The sequence below is a fragment of the Janthinobacterium sp. SUN206 genome, from assembly GCF_030587305.1.
GTDB lineage: Bacteria > Pseudomonadota > Gammaproteobacteria > Burkholderiales > Burkholderiaceae_D > Janthinobacterium > Janthinobacterium kumbetense.
Map to the genome: position 1 here is coordinate 213883 of NZ_JAPWIB010000004.1, position 20116 is coordinate 233998.

Here is a 20116-nt window from a genome sequence, read left to right on the forward strand (position 1 = left end):
TTCCTTGTTCGGGCTATCAGGAGAAAATCTTCGGGCGCTGGTCAACCACGCGGCGGGCCTTGCCCGTCAGGGTGCGTTCGATGCTGGCGGCGGCCACGAGGCGCACGCGCGTGCTCACGCCCACGTGTGTCTTGATGCGGTGTTCCAGCTCGCGCGCCAGCGCGTCCGTTTCACTGGCCGAGATGGTGGCAGTGAGGTCGATACGCAGCTCGGCGACCACTTCCAGCTTGTCGAGGTGGCCGTCGCGCGTGACCACCAATTGATACTGTGGCGCCAGCTTCGGCATTTTGAGGATCAGTTCTTCGATCTGCGTGGGGAAGACGTTCACGCCGCGGATGATCAGCATGTCGTCCGAGCGGCCCGTGATCTTGCCGATGCGGCGCATCGAGCGCGAGGTCGGCGGCAGCAAGCGGGTCAGGTCGCGCGTGCGGTAGCGGATGATGGGGAGCGCTTCCTTCGACAGCGAAGTAAACACCAGCTCGCCCTCTTCGCCGTCCGGCAGCACTTCGCCCGTTTCCGGATCGATGATTTCCGGGTAAAAATGATCTTCCCAGATGACGGGACCGTCCTTGCTTTCGATGCATTCGGATGCCACGCCAGGGCCCATCACTTCGGACAGGCCGTAGATGTCGACGGCGTCGATGCCGGCACGCGCCTCGATTTCCGAGCGCATGGCGTCCGTCCACGGCTCGGCGCCGAAGATGCCCACCTTCAGCGACGACTCGGCCGGGTCAAGGCCCTGGCGCGTGAATTCCTCGATGATGTTGAGCATGTACGATGGCGTGACCATGATGATCGATGGCTTGAAATCCTGGATCAGTTGCACCTGCTTTTCCGTCTGCCCGCCGGACATGGGAATGACCGTGCAACCGAGGCGCTCGGCGCCGTAGTGCGCGCCCAGGCCGCCCGTGAACAGGCCATAGCCGTAGGAGATATGCACCATGTCGCCAGCGCGGCCGCCGCCGGCGCGGATCGAGCGCGCCACCACATTGGCCCAGGTGTCGATGTCGTTCTGCGTATAGCCGACCACCGTGGCCTTGCCCGTGGTACCGCTGGATGCGTGGATGCGCACCACCTGCTCGCGCGGCACGGCGAACAGGCCGAACGGGTAATTGTCGCGCAAGACTTTTTTGTCGGTGAACGGGAATTTGGCCAGGTCGGACAAGGATTTGAGGTCGTCCGGATGCACGCCCGCTTCGTCAAAAGCGGCGCGGTAATGGGGCACGTTGTCATACGCGTGCTTGAGCGTCCATTTCATACGTTCGAGCTGCAGCGCCTGCAGTTCATCCTTGCTGGCGCGCTCGATCGGCTCGAGGTCATTCGGTGCTGGGGTTCTCTGGACCATCTCTGTCTCCTGATTCGGTTCTATAACTATGTAATTCGTTCCGGCAGTTCAAGCCTGCTCTTGTAACTTCAATTGCTGATGACTTCACCCGCCACGCGAATCGACTTGCCGCGGAAGAGCGCGATGGCGCGCCCGTCCTGGTTGCTGACCTTGACGTCGTAGACGCCGCTCTTGCCGGCCAGCGCCTGTTCGACGGCGTGCGCCGTCAGCACATCGCCTTCACGGCCCGGCGCCAGATAATCGATGGTGCAGCCGGCGCCCACGGTGTTCAGGTTGTAGCTGTTGCAGGCAAACGCGAAAGCGCTGTCGGCCAGGGCAAAGATAAAACCGCCATGGCAGGTCTGGTGGCCATTGAGCATGTCTGCGCGCACCGTCATCGTCATGCGGGCATGGCCGGGGCCCACGTCGGCCAGGGCGATGCCCATGGCAACGGTGGCGTTATCGCGCGACAGCATGGAGGCGGCGGCCGCTTCGGCCAAAGCCTGGGCAGCGTGGATTTGCTCTTCCTTATGCATGAAACTGTGCTCCATTGGCGAGTTTGCGGCGCAGCAGCGGCGAGACCCTGTAGCGGTCTTCGCCATAGCCTTGCGCCAGGTGGTGCAGCACGGTCACGATGTGCTGGACGCCGACGGCATCGGCCCAGGCCAGCGGTCCGCACGGATAGTTGACGCCCTTCTGCATGGCGATATCGACGGCAGCCACCGTGCACACGCCCTGGTTGACGGCGTCGGCCGCTTCGTTGGCCAGCATGGCCACCGTGCGCATGACGGCCAGGCCAGGCACGTCGTCCAGGCGCGTGACGATGAAACCGGCCGCCTGGAAGAGGCCAACGACGGCCGCGTAGGCCGCATCGCTGCACTGGTCGGCGCGGGCCACGGCGATGCGCCTGGCATTGGCGTAATCGAGCGCCAGGTCAAACAGCACCGTGTCCGGATGCTGGTTGTCGTGCGCGCGCTGGGTGGCGCTGCGGCCATCGGTCAGATAAATCGCGGCGCCATGGCAATGCAGGGCGGGCGCCTCGTCATGCGACTGGCCTTCCTGCGTCACGCGGCGGCTGACGGTGATGCAGGCCTGCTCCAGGCGCTGCACCAGACTGCGGATGATGCCGCTGTGGCCACGGCCATCGCCGCCGATGGCGGCCGACAGGGCAACGAATTCCGGCTTCGCTTGCGCGCCTTCCGCCTGCGCCACGGGGGCAACGGCGCCTTCGCCATACAGGTAAAAACCCCGGCCCGATTTGCGGCCGAGGAAACCGGCGTTGACCATTTCCTGCTGCAGCACGGACGGCGTGAAGCGCGGATCGTTGAAATAGGCGCCGAACACGGATTGCGTGACGGAGAAATTGACGTCATGGCCGATCAGGTCCATCAATTCGAATGGCCCCATGCGGAAACCGCCCGCTTCGCGCAGCACGGCGTCGATGGTGGCGGCGTCGCCCGCCTGTTCATTCAGCAAGCGCCAGCCTTCCGCATAAAACGGACGGGCGACACGGTTGACGATGAAGCCGGGCGTCGATTTCGCATGCACGGGGTTCTTGCCCCAGGCGATGGACGTATTGTAGACGGTGGCGGCGACTTGCTCGCTGGTGGCCAGCCCGCTGATCACTTCGACCAGCGCCATCAGTGGCACGGGATTAAAGAAGTGCATGCCGACTAGGCGTTCCGGGCGGCGCAGCTTGGCGGCAATCGCCGTGACGGAAATCGACGAGGTGTTCGTCGCCAGGATGCAGTCGTCGCTGACCAGCGCTTCGAGTTCGGAGAACAGGCCGCGCTTGACGTCGAGGTTTTCCACGATGGCTTCCACCACCAGGGCAGCATCTGCCACATCGGCCAGGCTGCCGGCCGCCTGCAGGCGCGCCGTGGCGGCCGCGGCTTCGTCGGGCGTCATGCGGCCCTTTTCAGCCAGCTTCGCATACATCTTGCCAATGTCGGCCAACGCCTTGCTGACGGCTTCCGTGCGCGTATCGTACAGTTTGACGCGGTAACCGGCGGCTGCGGCCACCTGCGCGATGCCGGCGCCCATGGCGCCGCTGCCGATGACGGCGACGATACTGTTATTGTCCAAAGCTGCCATATCAATGTCCCTTGAATTGCGGTGCGCGCTTTTCCACGAAGGCGGCCACGCCTTCGCGGTAATCGTCGCTGTTACCGAGATCGCTCATCATGCGCGCTTCCAGCGCAAGCTGCTGCGGCAGGGTATTCGCGCCGCTGGCGGCCAGCGCCTGCTTGGTATAGGCCAGGCCCTTGGTCGGTGCGGTAGAAAAATGCACGGCCAGCTTGCGCGTTTCGTCGGCCAGCTGGGCATCCTCGACGCATTTCCAGATCAAACCCCAGTCCTCCGCTTTTTCCGCCGTCAGTTTTTCGCCGAGCATGGCCAAGCCCATGGCGCGCGCGGAACCGATCAGGCGCGGCAGGAAGAAGGTGCCGCCCGTGTCCGGGATCAGGCCCAGCTTGCAGAATACTTCCACGAAACTGGCCGACTTGCCGGCAATGACGATGTCGCAAGCCAGCGCCAGGTTGGCGCCTGCGCCGGCGGCCACGCCGTTGACGGCGCAGATCACGGGCATCGGCAGCGCTTTCAAGGCCAGCACCAGCGGCGCATAGTTCTTTTCCACGGATTCGCCCAGGTCCACGCCCTTCGAACCCGGTTCCACGGCGCGGTCGGACAAGTCCTGGCCTGCGCAAAAGCCGCGGCCCGCTCCCGTCAGCACGAAGACGCGCACGGTACTGTCGGCGTTCACTTTGGCGATGGCGTCGCGCACTTCCTCGTGCATGGCTTGCGTAAAACTATTGAGCTTGTCGGGACGGTTCAGGGTGAGCGTGGCGATGCCCTGCTCGATGGTGAAGAGGATGTTTTGGTAGGTCATGGCGTCTCGCTATTTTAGTTATCAACCCACAGCGGCAATCTGGGGTCAGACCCGTCGGGTCTGACCCCGGCAGTGGCAGTTGGGTTATTCGGCTTGGTCAAAGTCCACCACGACTTTGTCAGTAACCGGAAAACTCTGGCAACTGAGGATGAAGCCGCGCGCCACTTCATAGTCTTCCAGCGCGTAGTTGACGTCCATTTCAACCTTGCCGTCGAGGATCTTGCAGCGGCAGGTCGAGCACACGCCCCCCTTGCACGAGTAGCGCATATCGATGCCCTGCCGCAGGCCCGCGTCGAGGATGGATTCCTTGTCCTTGTCCATCGTGAAGGTGGTGTGGTTGCCATCCAGGATGACGGTCACTTCCGTTTCCTGCACGGCGTCCGCAGCCAGCTGGGCGCGCGGCTTGTGGGCGTTTTTCGGGATGCTGGCGGCGAACAGCTCGATCTTGATATTCTGCTTGGGCATGCCGGCTGCCTGCAAGGCTGCGGAGACGCCCAGCATCATGTCTTCCGGGCCGCAGATGAAGGCGTTGTCGTAGTCTTCGATCTTGATCCAGTGCTGCAGGAATTGCTCGCATTTTTCCTGCGTGATGCGGCCGTTGAACAGTTCGATGTCCTGCTGTTCGCGGCTCATCACGTAGACCAGGTTCAAACGCTCCAGGTACACATCCTTCAAGTCCGTCAATTCTTCCTTGAAGATGACGGACGACGAAGCGCGGTTACCGTAGAACAGAGTGAAGCGGCTCAGGGGCTCCGTCAGCAGGGTCGTCTTGATGATGGAGAGGATGGGCGTGATGCCGCTGCCGGCCGCGAACGCCAGGTAGTGCTTGCGATTGACGCAGTCGAGCGGCACGTTAAAGTGGCCCATCGGTGGCATCACCTCGATGGTGGCGCCGGCTTTCAGGGTGTCGTTCGCCCAGGTAGAGAAAGCGCCGCCCGGCGTGCGCTTGATGGCCACGCGCAGGGTGCCATCCTGCACCGCCGAACAGATGGAATACGAGCGGCGCACGTCTTCCGCATTGATATGGGCGCGCAGGGTCAGGTGCTGGCCCTGCTGGAAGCGGAACTGCTGCTGCAACTCGGCTGGCACGTCGAACGTGACGGCGATGGTGTCGCGCGTTTCATTGCGCACGTTGGCCACGCACAGCGGATAAAATTTACTCATGCTTCATCTCCAGTTTCTTCGGAACGTGTGCCTGATTTTTTTAGTGGCACTTGAAGTAGTCAAACGGTTCGCGGCAATCCAGGCATTTGTACAGGGCCTTGCACGGCGTGGAGCCGAACTGGCTGGTCAGCTGCGTATGCGTGGAACCGCAATTCGGGCAGATCACGTCCAGTTTCGGCATGGGCTGGCGCTTGACGCCACCACGCAAACCGCTGATGTCGATCACCTGCTGCTGCGGCGGAGCGATGCCATAGCCTTTCAGCTTGGCCTTGCCCGTCTCGCTCATCCAGTCCGTCGTCCAGGCGGGCGCCAGCTGGTTCACCAGCGTCACCTTGTCCACGCCATGGCTGCGCAAGGCATCCGTGACGGCGTCGGCGATCACCTGCATGGCAGGGCAGCCCGAATACGTGGGCGTGATCGTCACGGTACAGGCGTCGCCGCCGGTGACTTCGACGGCGCGCACGATGCCCAGGTCCACCACCGAAATGACGGGGATTTCCGGGTCTGGCACGTCGCCCAGCCAGGCCCAGACCTGGGCGGCGTCCAGCGCTGCCGCGGCCGTGTTCATTACCACTCCGCCCCGGGATAGGCGCGCTGCAGGAACTGCATCTCGGCCAGAATAAAGCCCAGGTGTTCCGTGTGCGTGCCCTGCTTGCCGCCTTTTTGCATCCAGGCGTCGGGCGCCGGCATGGCCAGCGTCGCTTCGGCGAAGATCTCGGCCACGTGTTCCAGAAACGCCTGACGCAGGATGTCGGATGGCGGCGCGATGCCGGCGGCGACCATGGCCTGGTCGACGGCGTCGTACTTGAACATCTCGCCCGTGTACATCCACAGCTTGTCGGCGGCGGCCTGCGTTTTCGCGTGGCTGTCCGCCGTGCCGTCGCCCAGGCGCACGATCAGGTCACCGCTGCGGCGCAGGTGATACGTCACTTCCTTGATCGACTTTTGCGCCACTTCGACGATGCGCGCATCCGTCGATTTCGTCAGTTCCAGCAGCTGGAAATAGTGCCAGCTGTCGAAGAAGAACTGGCGCATCATCGTGTCGGCGTAATTGCCGTTCGGCTGCTCGACCAGCAGGCAATTTTTGAAATCGTGGGCGTCGCGCAAAAAGGCGATGTCGTCCTCGTCGCGGCCCGCGTTTTCCAGTTCGGCCGCATAGCTGAACCACAAACGCGTCTGGCCCAGCAAGTCCAGCGCCACGTTGGTCAGCGCCATGTCCTCTTCCAACGCCGGGCCCTTGCCGCACAGCTGCGACAGCTGCTGGCTGAGGATCAGGGCGTTGTCGCCCAGGCGCAGGAGGTAATTGACCTTGTCATCCATTGCAGGCGCTCCCATCACAGATTCTTGACTTCTTCCGGCATCGGGAAGAAGGTGGGATGGCGGTACACCTTGCTGTTCGACGGTTCGAACAGGGCGCCCTTGTCGCCGGGGCTGCTGGCGACGATATCGGCCGCGCGCACCACCCAGATGCTCACGCCTTCATTGCGGCGCGTGTAGACGTCGCGCGCATGGTTGACCGCCATAGTGGCGTCGGAAGCGTGCAGGCTGCCCACATGCTTGTGCGCCAGGCCGTGCTGGCTGCGGATGAAAACTTCCCACAAAGGCCATTCTTTGCTCATGTTGCTATCCCCTATCTGTCTTATGTATTTACGCTGCCGCTTTGTTAGCAGCTTGCTTGTCTGCATACGCGACCAAGGCATCGCGGAACCATTCGCCGTCTTCATACGCTTTCACGCGCGTTTGCAGGCGTTCGCGGTTGCATGGGCCATTGCCCTTCAGGACATTGTTGAACTCGGACCAGTCGATCTCGCCGAATTCATAGTGGCCCGTTTCCGCATTGAATTTCAGGTCGGGATCGGGCACGGTCAGGCCCAGGTATTCGATTTGCGGCACGGTCTGATCGACCATGCGCTGGCGCAATTCGTCGTTCGAGAACAGCTTGATGCGCCATTGCGCCGACTGAGCGCTGTTGACGGAGGCGGCGTCGGACGGGCCGAACATCATCAGCGACGGCCACCACCAGCGGTTCAAGGCATCCTGCGCCATGGCTTTCTGCGCGGGCGTGCCCTTGCACAGCGACATCATGATGTCGTAGCCCTGGCGCGCATGGAACGATTCTTCCTTGCAGACGCGGATCATGGCGCGCGCATACGGGCCGTACGAGCAGCGGCACAGGGGAATCTGGTTGATGATGGCAGAGCCGTCGACCAGCCAGCCGATGGCGCCCATGTCGGCCCACGACAGGGTCGGATAGTTAAAGATGCTGGAATACTTGGCTTTGCCCGAATGCAAGGCGGCCAGCAAGTCGTCACGCGACACGCCCAAGGTTTCCGCGGCGCTATACAGGTACAGGCCGTGACCGGCTTCGTCCTGGATCTTGGCCAGCAGGATGGACTTGCGTTTCAGGGTGGGCGCGCGCGTGACCCAGTTGCCTTCAGGCAATTGGCCGACGATTTCCGAGTGCGCGTGCTGCGAAATCTGGCGGATCAGGGTCTTGCGGTAAGCATCCGGCATCCAGTCCTTGGCCTCGATCTTGATGCCTTCGTCGATGCGCGCCTGGAAAGCGCGCTCTTCTTGACCCATGTCGTCGAGGGAACGAACGTTCTTGAGGCCGGTTTCAACCATTTGTGCGTACATGATCTGTCTCCCATGTCTTTGATTTTGCGCAGCAACGCGGTGCGATGAACAGATAATACGATACAAAAAACGATTTGCATACACTTGATATGAATCATTTTAAAAATTCGTATCTTGTGCAGCTTTTTTGTGCGTATGATATTGCTTATGAGAAAACACTGCGGAGCGCCACCAGCGCTTCCGGCAAATTATTGCCGCGCTACCCGCGCAGCCAAGTAAACTGCTGCTTTTATTGAACCGACCGCAACACGGCCAGACCGGAACCACATGAAGAACACCCGCTGCACGGCATGGATAGCCGATTTCCTGGAAAGCGACCCACCGCGCTCGAAGTCCCTGGTGATGACCATCTTTGGCGACGCCATCGTGCCGCGCGGCGGCGCCATCTGGCTGGGCAGCCTGATCGAACTGCTGGCGCCGTTTGGCGTGAATGACCGTTTATTGCGCACCAGCGTGTTCCGCCTGGCGCAGGAAGGCTGGCTCAGCTCGCAGCGCGACGGCCGCCGCAGCGCCTATACGATACGCCCGGAGGCGCTGGCCCGCTTCGAGCGCGCCTATCGCCGCATCTATGCGCCGCTGGTCGTGCACTGGGATGGCAGCTGGACCCTGGTGATCGGGCCGGCCGGCAGCATCGGCGCCGCCGAGCGGGGGGCGCTGCGCAAGGAATTATTGTGGGCTGGCTATGGCTTGATCTCGCCTGGCATCTTTGGCCATCCTGCCAGCAATACGGAGGCGCTGGAAGATATCCTCGTGCGCAACGAGGTGCAGGGCAAGCTGTATGTCTGCCACACCACGGAGTTGCCAGGTGTCAGCACGCGCCCCCTGCGCGACATGGTGGGCGACTGCTGGGACTTGTCGGAAGTGATGGCTGGCTACGAAAAATTCATCGCCAGCTTCCAACCGCTGCTGACCTTGCTGCAAGAAGCACCCGTGTTCGATGCGGAGCAAGCGTTCGTGATCCGCTCGCTGCTGACGCACGCCTACCGCCGCGTGCAATTGCACGACCCGCAACTGCCCGTCGAGCTGCTGCCCGAACCGTGGCCCGGCACGCAGGCGTATGCGCTGGCCCGCGACCTGTACCGCATCACGTACGCGGCGGCCGAGGAACATATCTTGGCCACCTTGCGGCGCGAAGATGCGCAGGCGCCCGATGTGGAGCCGTGGTTCTACGAACGTTTCGGCGGCCTGAACACCTGACAACACGTCCATGACGATGTTGCAGGGCCTGGGCGTCCATTCGCACTGTCTGCGGCCCTGGCCCTGGCCATTTTTCAGGCATTCAGGAATACGTCAGTGCCTGCGCTCACTGTTTTGCGACCACCTGTTTCGCCCCTGCCAATAAATCCTGCCCCAGCTTTTCCAGCGCATTGGCCTGCACCAGCATGGTGTCGAGGATGGCGACGTTGAAGGTGAATTCGGCCGGCGTCGTATAGCCGGGGAAACGTATGATGCGCAGCAATTCCTGCAAGGTCGTGCCCTTGCCCAGGTGCGCCAGGGCGTCGCTGAGGGCGCTGATTTTCTTTTCCAGTTCGCGTATGTGTTTGCCGTTGTCATCCATGATGGCCTCCCCGTGTCGGAGCTATCACGTTAGCAAAGCGTGTCCGTCATCGTTTGCGCCAGCACAAAGTCCACCGCAAAACAGGTATCATCGCGCCATTGCACACGATGCAAAACCCATACGTTTTTATCAGGAACACTCATGACCATTAAAATCAGCCAGCAATTCGACGCCGGCGCGATCGAGGTGCTGCGCGCCGACGATGCCCAATCCATCGAGCTGAACATCCGCAAGGATTCCCACGCCGACATCACGCAGTGGTTTTACTTCCGCCTGCAAGGCGCGCAAGGCGAGGCGTGCACGATCCGCTTCATGAACGCAGGCAAGTCGGCCTACCCGGACGGCTGGAAAGATTACCAGGCCGTGGCCAGCTACGACCGCGAAACCTGGTTCCGCGTACCGACCAGCTTTGACGGCACGGTGATGACCATCGAACACACGCCGGAAGAGGAAAGCGTGTACTACGCCTACTTCGAGCCGTACCCATGGGACCGCCACCTGGCCCTGATCGACAGCGCGCAAGCGTCGCCGCTGGTGCGCTTGATCGACCTGGGCAGCACCGTGGAAGGCCGCGACATGAATCTGCTGGTGGTCGGCGACGCCGATGCAGAGAAGAAAGTCTGGGTCATCGCGCGCCAGCATCCCGGTGAAACGATGGCCGAATGGTTTGTCGAAGGCATGCTCGAAGCCTTGCTGGACCAGGCCAATCCATTCGCCCGCCAGTGCCTGCAAGACGCCGTCTTCTACGTGGTGCCGAACATGAACCCGGACGGTTCCGTGCATGGCAACCTGCGCACCAACGCAGCCGGCGCCAACCTGAACCGCGAATGGATGACGCCGACGATGGAGCGCAGCCCGGAAGTGTTCCTGGTGAAACAGAAAATGCATGAAATCGGCTGCGACCTGTTCCTCGACGTGCATGGCGACGAAGGCTTGCCTTACGTCTTCGTGGCCGGCAGCGATGCGCTGGAAAATTTCACGCCAGCACAGAAGGCCGAGCAAGACCGCTTCATCGCCGACTTCAAGGTGGCTAGCCCCGACTTCCAGGATGAGCACGGCTACGAAGACGGCCCGTTCACGCCGGAAGTGCTGACCATGGGTTCGCCCCACATCACCCACGCCTTCGGCTGCCTGTCGCTGACCCTGGAATTGCCGTTCAAGGACAACGCCAACGATCCCGACCCGCAAACGGGCTGGAGCGGCGCCCGCAGCGCCGCCCTGGGCGCGGCCGTGCTGCAGCCTATCCTGTCCACCTTGCGCGCCTGAGCCGCGCATGAAACTGGCCCGCCACGCATGACGTGACGGGCTTGGCCGGCGGTTACTCTGCCGCCGGCTGTTTTCCGCTCCCCGTCTTGCGCAGCGCAGCATCGCTAATCGTTGCCACGCCAGCCATTGCTGCCTATACTGGGCGCAGCATTGCCTGTCTCTCCCTTGTCGACAACCATCCCGCATATGACCATCAAAGACCAGCCACGCGCCGAGGCGCGATATTCACCGACCCGACTTGCACACGTGTGCATATTCTTGTTTCTTGGCTTGTACGGCATGCCAGGCACGGCAGCCGAACTCAGCCCTGCCGCGCAGCTGGGGCGGCGCATCTTCCACGATGCCAGCCTGTCCGCCTCGGGCAGGCAGTCGTGCGCCAGCTGCCATGACCCGGCCCACGCCTATGCGCCCGGCAACAAGCTGGCCGTGCAACTGGGCGGCGCCGATGGCCAGGCGCACGGCTACCGCGCCACGCCATCGCTGCGCTACCTGGACCACAATCCGCCCTTCCGCTTTGATGAGGAAGGCGCACCCAACGGCGGCATCAACCGCGACGGCCGCGCCGCCAGCCTGGCAGAACAGGCGGAACGGCCGTTCCTGGCAGCACACGAAATGGCCAATGCCAGCACGGATGCGGTGGTGGAACGGTTGCGCAACGGCAACTATGCGGACGCATTCCGGCGCGTCTTTGGCGACGCCATCTTTGCGCAACCACAACAGGCATTCAGCCGCATCACGTATGCTTTGCAGCAATTCCAGCAGGAAGAGCCGGATTTTCACCGCTACGATTCCAAATATGACCTGTACCTGGCCAACAAGGTTCCCCTGGAGCTGGCCGAATTGCGGGGCCTGGCCCTGTTCAACGATGAACGCAAGGGCAATTGCGCCGCGTGCCACCCCAGCGTGCGGGGCGAGCATGGCGCGCCGCCCCTGTTTACGGACTTCAGTTTCGACAATCTGGGCGTGCCGCGCAATATGCGCATTCCCGCCACGGCCGACCCGGCCTATTTCGACCTGGGCTTGTGCGGTCCCGACCGTATGGACCTGGCGGCGAAAGGCGAACTATGCGGCGCCTTCAAGGTACCCAGCCTGCGCAATGTGGCCACACGCCAGGTGTTTTTTCATAACGGCGTGTTCGACAACCTGACGGATGCCCTGCGTTTTTATGTGCGGCGCGATACGCATCCGCAAGAATGGTATCCGCGCGACAAGCGGGGAAAAGTGCAGAAATTCAATGACATACCCGCCAGATACCGCGCCAACGTGAACGTCAAGGAAGCGCCGTTCGACCGCAAGCGCGGCATGGCGCCGGCGCTGACGGCGGGCGAGATCGAGGATATGGTGAAGTTTCTGGCCACCCTGACGGATGGCTATCAAGTCCAGCAGTAAAGCGTGGCGCGCCCGCCCGGCGTTGTCGCGCTTGCCATGCAGGCGCTCAGCCGCCCGCCACCACCATGCTCTCGATGAGGATGGACCCCGTCTGTTTAGTGCCGCGGCGCAGTTCGTCGGCGCCCACGGCAACGATGTTGCGCAGCATGTCCTTCATGTTGCCGGCGATGGTGATTTCTTCCACCGGGTACTGGATCACGCCATTTTCCACCCAGAAACCGGATGCGCCGCGCGAATAGTCTCCCGTCACGTAATTGGTTCCTTGTCCCATCAGCTCCGTCACCAGCAAGCCCGTGCCCAGCTTTTTCAGCATGGCACTAAAATCGTCGCTGGCGGCCGTCAGGTTCGAGGTCAGGTACAGATTGTGCGAACCGCCCGCGTTGCCCGTCGTCTGCATGCCCAGCTTGCGGGCCGTGTAGGTCGACAGGAAATAGCCTTGCACCACGCCATCCTTGACGACGTCGCGGCTGACGGTTTTCACGCCCTCTTCGTCGAACGGCGCCGAACCGACGCCGCCGATCACGTGCGGGTCTTCGAAGATCTGCACGTGCGACGGCAGCACTTGCGTGCCCAGGGAGTCGTTCAGGAAAGTGGACTTGCGGTACAGGGCGCCGCCCGAGGTCGCTTGCACATAGGTACCCAGCAAACCGGCCGCCAGCGGCGCCTCGAACAGCACGGGACAAGTGCGCGTGCCCAGCTTGCGCGCGTTCAGGCGCGACAGGGCGCGCTCGGCGGCGTAGCGCCCGATGGCTTCCGGGCTCGACATTTTAGAGGCGTCGCGCACGGACGAATACCAATCGTCGCGCTGCATCTTCGCCCCTTTGCCGGCGATGGGCGCCACGGACAGGGTGTGGCGCGAGAACGGGTAGCCGCCGATGAAGCCGCGCGAATTGGCGGAAACAAAGTGCGATTGCTGCACGTGCACGCTGGCCCCCTCGCTGTTCGTGATGCGCGGGTCGACGGCAAACGCGGCCGCTTCAGCCCGCTGGGCCAGGGCGACGGCTTCCTCGGTGGAAATGAGCCAGGGATAGAACAATTGCAAGTCGCGGGGCGACATTTCCAGCATGTCCGTGTCGGCCAGGCCCGCGCAATCGTCCTCGGCCGTGAAGCGGGCGATGTTGTAGGCGGCGTCCACCGTGGCGCGCAGGGCGGACGGCGAGAAATCGGAGGTGCTGGCATTGCCGCGCTTCTTGCCGACAAACACGGTCACGCCCATGCCCTTGTCCTTGTTTTGCTCGATCGTCTCGATCTTGCCTTTTCGTACAGAAACGGACAAGCCGCCGCCTTCGCTGACTTCGACGGCTGCGTCGGTGCCGCCCGCTTCCCGCGCAAAAGACAACACATCACGGGCTAGTTGCTGCAATTGCTCTTGACTATGGGTAAATACGGAGTCGTTCATGCGCTGTTTTCTTCGGAAAGCCGCTAAAAAGGTTATCATAGCAGTCGTTTACAGTTTACAGGTGCGGCCTACGCGGCCAATCCCGCCTTATCATGCCAAATCCAAACCGGGGAGCTTGCGGCTTCCAATCCACCGAATTCGAACAGGAATATGAACGTCCTTCGAAGTCGGAACTCAAGCGCCAGATGACCGTCCTGCAAAAGCTGGGCGAAGAACTCGTCAATGAGGCCCGCGACCGCGTCAAGCGCGTCCCTATGCCAGAAGACGTGCGCGACGCCATTCTCGAATGCCAGCAAATCAAGGATCACGAAGGCCGCCGCCGCCAGCTGCAATATGTGGGCAAGAAGATGCGCACCCTGGATGAAGACGAAGTTGCCGCCATCCAACGCACCATCGATAGCTGGAAAGGCTTGTCGAAAGCCGACACGGCCAATATGCACGCGATGGAACGCCGCCGCGACAAACTCTTGACGGACGACAAGGCTCTGACCGTCTTGCTGTCGGAAAATCCGGAACTGGACGTGCAGCACCTGCGCACCCTGATCCGCAATGCCCGCAAGGAGCAAGCCGAGAACAAGCCGCCGAAGGCCTACCGTGAAATCTTCCAGATCTTGAAAGAGATCGCCAAGAAGCAAAATGGCGGCAAGAAAGATGCCGACGAAGATGACGCAGAAGCGGAAGACGACGAGTAATTGACCGTCCCAAACGCAAGGATGGACAAAAAACCGGGATAATCCCGGTTTTATTGTTTTTAAGACACTCCAAACTTTTATAGGTGACCGATGTCCACCACTCTCGAAGACGAATTGATTATCGGCCTCGTGTCGATCTCGGACCGCGCCAGCGGCGGCGTGTATGAAGACCTGGGCATCCCCGCCCTGGAAAGCTGGCTGTCCGCCGCCATCCGCACGCCTTTCCGCCTGGAAAAACGCCTGATCCCGGACGAGCGCTCGCAAATTGAAAACACCCTGATCGACATGGTCGACCTGAGCCACTGCCATCTGATCCTGACGACGGGCGGCACGGGTCCGGCGCGGCGCGATGTGACGCCGGACGCCACCTTGTCCGTCGGGACCAAGGAAATGCCCGGTTTCGGCGAACAGATGCGCCAGATCAGCCTGCAATTCGTGCCGACGGCCATTTTGTCGCGCCAGGTAGCCGTGATCCGCGAGACGCCCGAGCGCGCCGCCCTGATCATGAACTTGCCGGGCCAGCCGAAAGCCATCAAGGAAACCCTGGAAGGCTTGAAGGATGTTGATGGAAATCAATTGGTGAACGGCATCTTTGCCGCCGTGCCCTATTGCATCGACCTCATCGGAGGCCCTTACATGGAAACCGACCCGGCCATCTGCAAGGCCTTCCGTCCCAAATCGGCGCTGCGTCCGGCGCAACCACTACCAGAGGAAAATACATGAGCACTTTGCTGGAAACCATCGAACTCGACAGCGCACCGAACCCCACCGTATCCATCATCTGGATGCATGGCCTGGGCGCCGACGGCAACGACTTCGTTCCCCTGGTGAAAGAACTCGATTTGCGCGGCTGCCCCGCCATCCGCTTCATCTTCCCCAGCGCCGGCACCATGCCCGTCACCATCAACAACGGCTATGTGATGCGCGCCTGGTACGACATCCTCGTGAGCGACCTCGTGCGTCGCGAAGATGAGGGCGGCTTGCGCGCCTCGCAGCTGCAGATCGAAGCGCTGATCGCGCGCGAAAAGGCGCGCGGCATTCCCGCCAGCCGCATCATCCTGGCCGGCTTCTCGCAAGGCTGCGCCATGACCTTGCAAACGGGCTTGCGCCACGCGGAACCGCTGGCCGGCCTGATGTGCCTGTCCGGCTATCTGCCGCTGGCCGACAAGACGGCTCTGGAGCGTACGCCGGCCAGCCTGCAGACGCCGATCTTCATGGCGCACGGCACGGCCGACCCCGTGGTGCAGATCGGCCGCGCGCAGCAGTCGCGCGACTTGCTCACCGGCATGGGTTACAAGGTGGAATGGCACGAGTACATGATGCAGCACTCGCTGTGCCAGGAAGAAATCGACGCCATCGGCGCGTGGCTGAAGAAAGTATTGGCTTAAAGTAAAACAGGCGCGGTCTGCGCCGCGCCTGTTGTCTTGCGGAACGCCGGGAACGATCAGTTTACCGGCGTTTTTTCATTCCAGATTTTCAACATGTCGGGCGACGCTTCCGAGCGGATGCCGTTGTCCGTCAGCACCGATTCCGTCGCTGCCAGCATGTCCTTGCGGGGCACGACGACCATTTCAGCATCGCGTTGCTGGAAGCGGAACGTCAGCAATTCATCCGTCTGGTCGCGCAGCAAGGCCACCAGGTGCGCCAGGCTGCGCACGCGCACGCCATTGACGGAATCGACGACCGAGAAGAAACGGGTACTGTAGCCATTCATCAGCTTGTGCGGGAAGAACGGCGCGGCGATCACCACCAGTTCCTCGCGCTCGCTGTCGGGCGCATCGCCACGCCGCGTGGCAAGCGGATTGCCGGCAAACGCCATGCCGCCCAACATCGCCGGGTTGCCATTCGGCGCCGCCATGAATTCCGTGCTGGCGCGCGAAAACACCATGGGACCGAAGATGAAATAGGATGGGTAATTGCCCTGCAGGCCGCTGATGAGCATCGGGTGCGCCGCCGAGACGGGCACCTTGATTTTCAGGGGCGCGCCCTGGCGCACCACCGTCAACGGCAACTGGCCGTCTTTCGCCAGCTGCTGTACACGGTACTGGAAGCGCACGCGGCTGTTGGCATTCAGCTTGACCATGCCCTGGTTATCGATGGGAAAATCGCCGATATGCGTGATGACATCCCACTCCTTGAGCGGATAGGCGGCATCCTTGCTGGCCGGCGTCATCACGACGGCGCCTTCGACACCCTTGGCCAGCTTCAGATACGTGCGCAGCGCGGGATTTTCCAGCGTTTGCGTCACGTCGCGCATGGCCGGCTTGCCCTTGGGCGCGCCACTGTCCTGGTCGCGCAGAAACAGTTCGATTTCCTCGTTGGGGATGATGTAGCCGATGTTTTGCGCATTGAGCATGCCGGCAAAGGCCAGGCCGATCATCTTGTCGCCGGCAATCACGGGGCCGCCGCTATTGCCCGGATTGATGGCCGCATCGATCTGGATGCGCAGGCCGGACACAGGGAAGTTGTAGCGCACGAATTCGATGCGCGAAACGATGCCCTTGGTGATCGACAGCGAGGTGCCGCCCGTCGGATAGCCATACGCCAGCACGGCATCGCGCACGTCCGGCAAGACATTGGCTCGCGGCACCGCTTTATGGCTGGCAAAAAAACTGTCGTCGTCGATTTTCAGCAAGGCCAGGTCCATGCCGCGCGAGATGGCCAGCACGGTCGCCGGTATCTTGTCGCCGGCGCCATTCGCCTGGATCTGCACCTGGCTGGCATAGCCGACCACATGCGCATTGGTGAGGATGCGGCGGCCTTCGATGACGACGCCGGAACCCGTCACCTCTTGCGGCGCAGCCTTGCTCCACGGTTTATAGGGATCCGGCCCGCGCAGGGTGGAAAACACCTTGACGACGGAGTTTTCCAGGGCGGAAGCGCCGGGGCTGGCAGTGGCAGCGGTCTCGGCGGCAAGCGCGCGCACCGTCATCAAGGGGCAAAAAGAAAGGGCCAGCGCCAGGAAGGCGCGGCCCATCAGGGTGAAGCACGGACGAGTTTTCATTGAGCTTGTTGGCAATGGAAGGGAAGTAAAATTATATATTGAATAATTTCAACTTCATTACACTTTGTCCATCTTTGCCCGAAAAACACCTGTCATCAGGCGGGCATGGGCGGCACACCCAAGGCCGGCACCGCCGTCTGCGCGCCATTCATCACCATGGCCAGGAAGGTGTAGTAGCCATTGATACCCATCAAGTCGACCACGCCGTGCTCGCCGAACAGCGCCAGCGCCCGCGCATACGTGGCATCGCTGACGCGCTTGTTCTGCTGCAACTCGATGCAAAAGTCGTGCACGGCTTGCTCGTCTTCTTTCAGGGCCAGCGGTGCGCGCCGCGCCGCAATGGCGTCCACGGCCGCTTGCGCGATGCCGTTCTGCACGGCCAGCGGCGCGTGGATGGCCCACTCGACTTGCTGGTCCCACTGGCGCGCCGTCACCAGGATCGCCAGTTCCGACAGCCGCGTGCCGATGGCGCTGCGGTAGCGCAAATATTCTCCCATGCGCTGCGCCGTTTCCATCAGCTCGGGGCTGCGGATCAGCGGCACGAAGGGGCCGTACAGCGCCCCGCGCGGACCGTCGATGATGGCTTGCGCGGCCGCGCGCTGCTGGACATCGAGCTGGTCCAGCGGCAACGGCGGCAAACGGTCGATATCGCTACCGGCCATCAGGCTGTCCAGGCAACCACATCCTGCTGCTGTTCACCGAGGCCGGCGATACCCAGGCGCATGCTGTCGCCTTTTTTGAGGAAACGCTGCGGCTTGCGGCCCTGGCCCACGCCCGGCGGCGTGCCCGTGGCGATGACGTCGCCCGGTTCCAGGGTCATGAATTGCGACAGGTAGCTGACGATCTGCGCGACAGTAAAAATCATGGTTTGCGTATTGCCGGTCTGCATGCGCTTGCCGTTGACTTCCAGGTACAGGTCCAGATCCTGCTCATCGATGACTTCATCGCGCGTCACCAGCCATGGGCCGACGGGGCCGAAGGTGTCGCAACCCTTGCCTTTGTCCCACTGGCCGCCCCGTTCCAGCTGGAACGAGCGCTCGGAGATATCGTTGACGACGCAATAGCCGGCCACGTATTTCAGGGCGTCCTCTTCGCTCACGTATTGCGCGCGCGTGCCGATGATCACGCCCAGCTCCACTTCCCAGTCCGTCTTTTTCGAGCCTTTCGGCAGCACGACATTGTCGTCCGGGCCATTCAGGCAAGTAATGGCCTTCATGAAGACGATGGGTTCGGCCGGAATCGGCATGCCGGCCTCGGCCGCGTGATCCGCGTAATTGAGGCCGATGCCGATGAACTTGCCGACTTTCGCCAGCGGCACGCCGAAGCGTGGATTGCCGCGCACCAAAGGCAAGGTCTTTTCGTCCAGCTTGGCCAGCTTGCGCAGGGCCTTGTCGGACAGTTGCGCGCCATCAATATCGGCAATCACGCCGGACAGGTCGCGCAGTTTGCCTTCTTCATCGATCAGGCCCGGTTTTTCCTTGCCTGGACGTCCATAACGAACGAGTTTCATAGTCTTCCTTGGAGTTGATCATTGCCGCTGTGCAGGCTGCCATTTTACCGGATGGCCCGGCACGCCTGCAGCGGTGAATGAAAAACATCGCAAGTCCCGGCAATTGCAAGGCCGCCAGCACGCCAAACGCCGCCTGGTACGCCTGCGGCGGATACTGCTGCTGGCTGTTCAGGGGCCAGCAGCCGAGGATCAGGCCAAAGCCCGCCTGCACCAGGAAGGCACCCGTGAAGATGAGCAAGTTCAAACAGGTGGCCGCCCTGCCCGTCAAGCTGGCCGGCATGCTTTGCGCAACGATCGCATACTCGAGGCCCGTTACCGTGCCCAGCAGGGTAAACAGCACGGACAACAAAGGCAGGCTGGGCACCACATTGCACGCCATCGCCACTTGCACGGCGACAAACAGGACGATGCCCACGCCCGCCACTTGCATGGGTGCAATACCGCGCCGCCCCGCCCACTCCGTCAGCATGCCCATGCCGATGGCGCCGAAGATGACGGCCGCCATGCCCAGGTACAGCAAATACGCGACATTGTCGTCGGACAAGCCGCCCACATCGGCCAGCCAGCGCCCCACCCACAAGCCCTGCACGCCAAAGAACACCGTGTGCGGCAGCAGGATCAGCGCGATGGTGCGGCGAAAGGCCCTGTCGCGATACACGCTCCAGACGCTGACCTTGTTCCTCGCCGCGGCGGGCGCAGGCAGGGCCGGCGACAGCAGGCGGATCAGCAAGCCGATAGCCAGCGCCGCCAGCGCCAAGCCCAGGAACACGCCGCGCCAATCCGTGTAGTGCAGGGCCAGCTTGACGGGCATGGTGGCCGTGGCCGCCCCCAGGCCGCCCACGGCGATCAGATAGCCATGCACGGACGGCAGGCGAGCTGGCGCGATGGCGCACGAGATCGCTTTCACGGCGGCCATGAAACAGCCGCCCAGGCCCGCCCCCATCAAGGCGCGCGCCCACATCAGTTCGGCAAAGCTATGGCCCCGGCTGAACAGCCACACGCCCAGGGCCGCCAGCGCCAGCAGCCACAGTTGCACCGTGCGGGGGCCGTAGCGGTCGAGCGCCATGCCGACCGGCAATTGCACCAGCGCAAAAGCGAGAAAAAAGGCGCTGGTCAGCAGACCCAGCTGGGTCGGCGTCAGGGCGATGGCGCCCAGCAATTCGGCCGTCAGCACGGCATTCACGCCGCGCAGCAGACAGGACAGGTAATGACCGAGCGCGAACGGCAGGAACACCAGGCAAAACACGGCCGCGCCGGAACGGGCAGGCGCGCCGTGGCCGTGCATG

Annotated in this window: 21 protein-coding genes; 6 read left to right on the forward strand and 15 right to left on the reverse strand. The window is 62.3% G+C overall.

Features of this window, described 5'->3' with window-relative positions:
* Window positions 1–16 precede the first annotated feature (16 nt).
* The 9 genes from paaK to paaA all read right to left on the reverse strand — a co-directional run bounded on the left by paaK (window position 17) and on the right by paaA (window position 8012).
* Window positions 17–1345: a phenylacetate--CoA ligase PaaK gene (gene paaK, locus O3300_RS21580; RefSeq protein WP_251350202.1), complete on the reverse strand. Its 1329-nt coding sequence runs from the start codon at window positions 1343–1345 to the stop codon at window positions 17–19.
* A gap of 68 nt (window positions 1346–1413) precedes the next feature.
* Window positions 1414–1860 (reverse strand): hydroxyphenylacetyl-CoA thioesterase PaaI, encoded by a 447-nt coding sequence (paaI, locus tag O3300_RS21585; RefSeq protein WP_251350201.1) that lies wholly within the window; start codon window positions 1858–1860, stop codon window positions 1414–1416.
* A complete protein-coding gene (paaH, locus tag O3300_RS21590; RefSeq protein ID WP_251350200.1) occupies window positions 1853–3418 on the reverse strand; it encodes a 3-hydroxyacyl-CoA dehydrogenase PaaH in 1566 nt (521 codons plus the stop codon). Before paaH ends, paaI begins: the two co-directional genes overlap by 8 nt.
* 1 nt (window position 3419) lies before the next feature.
* Window positions 3420–4211, reverse strand: coding sequence for a 2-(1,2-epoxy-1,2-dihydrophenyl)acetyl-CoA isomerase PaaG (paaG, locus tag O3300_RS21595; RefSeq protein ID WP_251350199.1), 792 nt, complete (start codon window positions 4209–4211; stop codon window positions 3420–3422).
* Between the two features lie 84 nt (window positions 4212–4295).
* Window positions 4296–5375, reverse strand: coding sequence for a 1,2-phenylacetyl-CoA epoxidase subunit PaaE (paaE, locus tag O3300_RS21600; RefSeq protein WP_305054072.1), 1080 nt, complete (start codon window positions 5373–5375; stop codon window positions 4296–4298).
* 40 nt (window positions 5376–5415) lie between these two features.
* The gene (paaD, locus tag O3300_RS21605; RefSeq protein WP_305054073.1) at window positions 5416–5943 is read right to left on the reverse strand and encodes a 1,2-phenylacetyl-CoA epoxidase subunit PaaD; all 528 of its coding nucleotides are present in this window, start codon (window positions 5941–5943) and stop codon (window positions 5416–5418) included.
* Window positions 5943–6695 carry a 1,2-phenylacetyl-CoA epoxidase subunit PaaC gene (gene paaC / locus O3300_RS21610; RefSeq protein ID WP_305054257.1) on the reverse strand — a complete coding sequence of 251 codons (753 nt, stop codon included), beginning with the start codon at window positions 6693–6695 and terminating at the stop codon, window positions 5943–5945. Before paaC ends, paaD begins: the two co-directional genes overlap by 1 nt.
* 14 nt (window positions 6696–6709) lie before the next feature.
* Window positions 6710–6994 (reverse strand): 1,2-phenylacetyl-CoA epoxidase subunit PaaB, encoded by a 285-nt coding sequence (gene paaB / locus O3300_RS21615; RefSeq protein WP_034746356.1) that lies wholly within the window; start codon window positions 6992–6994, stop codon window positions 6710–6712.
* 28 nt (window positions 6995–7022) lie between these two features.
* Window positions 7023–8012, reverse strand: coding sequence for a 1,2-phenylacetyl-CoA epoxidase subunit PaaA (paaA, locus tag O3300_RS21620; protein ID WP_034780404.1), 990 nt, complete (start codon window positions 8010–8012; stop codon window positions 7023–7025).
* A 267-nt stretch (window positions 8013–8279) separates the two neighbouring features.
* Between paaA and paaX the strand changes: the two genes are divergently transcribed.
* Window positions 8280–9209: a phenylacetic acid degradation operon negative regulatory protein PaaX gene (gene paaX, locus O3300_RS21625; protein WP_305054074.1), complete on the forward strand. Its 930-nt coding sequence runs from the start codon at window positions 8280–8282 to the stop codon at window positions 9207–9209.
* Window positions 9210–9315: 106 nt separating this feature from the next.
* On the opposite strand, the gene O3300_RS21630 is transcribed toward paaX, so the two are convergent.
* Entirely contained in the window at window positions 9316–9570 is a 255-nt protein-coding gene (locus tag O3300_RS21630) for a hypothetical protein (protein WP_077408596.1), read from the reverse strand.
* 141 nt (window positions 9571–9711) lie between these two features.
* On the opposite strand from O3300_RS21630, the gene O3300_RS21635 reads away from it, so the two are divergent.
* Window positions 9712–10836, forward strand: a complete 1125-nt coding sequence (locus O3300_RS21635; RefSeq protein ID WP_034746346.1) for a M14-type cytosolic carboxypeptidase — start codon at window positions 9712–9714, stop codon at window positions 10834–10836.
* Between the two features lie 279 nt (window positions 10837–11115).
* Window positions 11116–12225: a cytochrome-c peroxidase gene (locus tag O3300_RS21640; protein ID WP_305054075.1), complete on the forward strand. Its 1110-nt coding sequence runs from the start codon at window positions 11116–11118 to the stop codon at window positions 12223–12225.
* Between the two features lie 46 nt (window positions 12226–12271).
* On the opposite strand, the gene pmbA is transcribed toward O3300_RS21640, so the two are convergent.
* On the reverse strand, window positions 12272–13624 hold the full coding sequence (gene pmbA, locus O3300_RS21645) for a metalloprotease PmbA (RefSeq protein ID WP_099666435.1): 1353 nt from the start codon (window positions 13622–13624) through the stop codon (window positions 12272–12274).
* A gap of 92 nt (window positions 13625–13716) precedes the next feature.
* On the opposite strand from pmbA, the gene yjgA reads away from it, so the two are divergent.
* From yjgA to O3300_RS21660, 3 genes are all read left to right on the forward strand, one after another.
* Window positions 13717–14316 (forward strand): ribosome biogenesis factor YjgA, encoded by a 600-nt coding sequence (yjgA, locus tag O3300_RS21650; protein ID WP_099666434.1) that lies wholly within the window; start codon window positions 13717–13719, stop codon window positions 14314–14316.
* A 90-nt stretch (window positions 14317–14406) separates the two neighbouring features.
* On the forward strand, window positions 14407–15039 hold the full coding sequence (gene mog, locus O3300_RS21655; protein WP_099666433.1) for a molybdopterin adenylyltransferase: 633 nt from the start codon (window positions 14407–14409) through the stop codon (window positions 15037–15039).
* Window positions 15036–15704: an alpha/beta hydrolase gene (locus O3300_RS21660; protein WP_251350193.1), complete on the forward strand. Its 669-nt coding sequence runs from the start codon at window positions 15036–15038 to the stop codon at window positions 15702–15704. Before mog ends, O3300_RS21660 begins: the two co-directional genes overlap by 4 nt.
* A 56-nt stretch (window positions 15705–15760) precedes the next feature.
* Here O3300_RS21660 and O3300_RS21665 read toward each other — a convergent pair whose 3' ends face one another.
* The 4 genes from O3300_RS21665 to O3300_RS21680 all read right to left on the reverse strand — a co-directional run bounded on the left by O3300_RS21665 (window position 15761) and on the right by O3300_RS21680 (window position 20115).
* The gene (locus O3300_RS21665; protein WP_289903398.1) at window positions 15761–17320 is read right to left on the reverse strand and encodes a S1C family serine protease; all 1560 of its coding nucleotides are present in this window, start codon (window positions 17318–17320) and stop codon (window positions 15761–15763) included.
* 95 nt (window positions 17321–17415) lie between these two features.
* A complete protein-coding gene (locus tag O3300_RS21670; RefSeq protein ID WP_289900216.1) occupies window positions 17416–17982 on the reverse strand; it encodes a carboxymuconolactone decarboxylase family protein in 567 nt (188 codons plus the stop codon).
* Window positions 17982–18830, reverse strand: coding sequence for a fumarylacetoacetate hydrolase family protein (locus O3300_RS21675; RefSeq protein WP_099666429.1), 849 nt, complete (start codon window positions 18828–18830; stop codon window positions 17982–17984). The genes O3300_RS21670 and O3300_RS21675 overlap by 1 nt, the downstream gene beginning before the upstream one ends.
* The gene (locus tag O3300_RS21680) at window positions 18775–20115 is read right to left on the reverse strand and encodes an MFS transporter (protein ID WP_305054076.1); all 1341 of its coding nucleotides are present in this window, start codon (window positions 20113–20115) and stop codon (window positions 18775–18777) included. Before O3300_RS21680 ends, O3300_RS21675 begins: the two co-directional genes overlap by 56 nt.
* Between the last annotated feature and the right edge of the window lies 1 nt (window position 20116).

Bases quoted from the DNA above. Each gene is read 5' to 3' on its own strand.
- paaK (WP_251350202.1), bottom strand. From the start codon at position 1,345: ATGGTCCAGAGAACCCCAGCACCGAATGACCTCGAGCCGATCGAGCGC.
- paaI (WP_251350201.1), bottom strand. From the start codon at position 1,860: ATGCATAAGGAAGAGCAAATCCACGCTGCCCAGGCTTTGGCCGAAGCG.
- paaH (WP_251350200.1), bottom strand. From the start codon at position 3,418: ATGGCAGCTTTGGACAATAACAGTATCGTCGCCGTCATCGGCAGCGGC.
- paaG (WP_251350199.1), bottom strand. From the start codon at position 4,211: ATGACCTACCAAAACATCCTCTTCACCATCGAGCAGGGCATCGCCACG.
- paaE (WP_305054072.1), bottom strand. From the start codon at position 5,375: ATGAGTAAATTTTATCCGCTGTGCGTGGCCAACGTGCGCAATGAAACG.
- paaD (WP_305054073.1), bottom strand. From the start codon at position 5,943: ATGAACACGGCCGCGGCAGCGCTGGACGCCGCCCAGGTCTGGGCCTGG.
- paaC (WP_305054257.1), bottom strand. From the start codon at position 6,695: ATGGATGACAAGGTCAATTACCTCCTGCGCCTGGGCGACAACGCCCTG.
- paaB (WP_034746356.1), bottom strand. From the start codon at position 6,994: ATGAGCAAAGAATGGCCTTTGTGGGAAGTTTTCATCCGCAGCCAGCAC.
- paaA (WP_034780404.1), bottom strand. From the start codon at position 8,012: ATGTACGCACAAATGGTTGAAACCGGCCTCAAGAACGTTCGTTCCCTC.
- paaX (WP_305054074.1), top strand. From the start codon at position 8,280: ATGAAGAACACCCGCTGCACGGCATGGATAGCCGATTTCCTGGAAAGC.
- O3300_RS21630 (WP_077408596.1), bottom strand. From the start codon at position 9,570: ATGGATGACAACGGCAAACACATACGCGAACTGGAAAAGAAAATCAGC.
- O3300_RS21635 (WP_034746346.1), top strand. From the start codon at position 9,712: ATGACCATTAAAATCAGCCAGCAATTCGACGCCGGCGCGATCGAGGTG.
- O3300_RS21640 (WP_305054075.1), top strand. From the start codon at position 11,116: ATGCCAGGCACGGCAGCCGAACTCAGCCCTGCCGCGCAGCTGGGGCGG.
- pmbA (WP_099666435.1), bottom strand. From the start codon at position 13,624: ATGAACGACTCCGTATTTACCCATAGTCAAGAGCAATTGCAGCAACTA.
- yjgA (WP_099666434.1), top strand. From the start codon at position 13,717: ATGCCAAATCCAAACCGGGGAGCTTGCGGCTTCCAATCCACCGAATTC.
- mog (WP_099666433.1), top strand. From the start codon at position 14,407: ATGTCCACCACTCTCGAAGACGAATTGATTATCGGCCTCGTGTCGATC.
- O3300_RS21660 (WP_251350193.1), top strand. From the start codon at position 15,036: ATGAGCACTTTGCTGGAAACCATCGAACTCGACAGCGCACCGAACCCC.
- O3300_RS21665 (WP_289903398.1), bottom strand. From the start codon at position 17,320: ATGAAAACTCGTCCGTGCTTCACCCTGATGGGCCGCGCCTTCCTGGCG.
- O3300_RS21670 (WP_289900216.1), bottom strand. From the start codon at position 17,982: ATGGCCGGTAGCGATATCGACCGTTTGCCGCCGTTGCCGCTGGACCAG.
- O3300_RS21675 (WP_099666429.1), bottom strand. From the start codon at position 18,830: ATGAAACTCGTTCGTTATGGACGTCCAGGCAAGGAAAAACCGGGCCTG.
- O3300_RS21680 (WP_305054076.1), bottom strand. From the start codon at position 20,115: ATGCACGGCCACGGCGCGCCTGCCCGTTCCGGCGCGGCCGTGTTTTGC.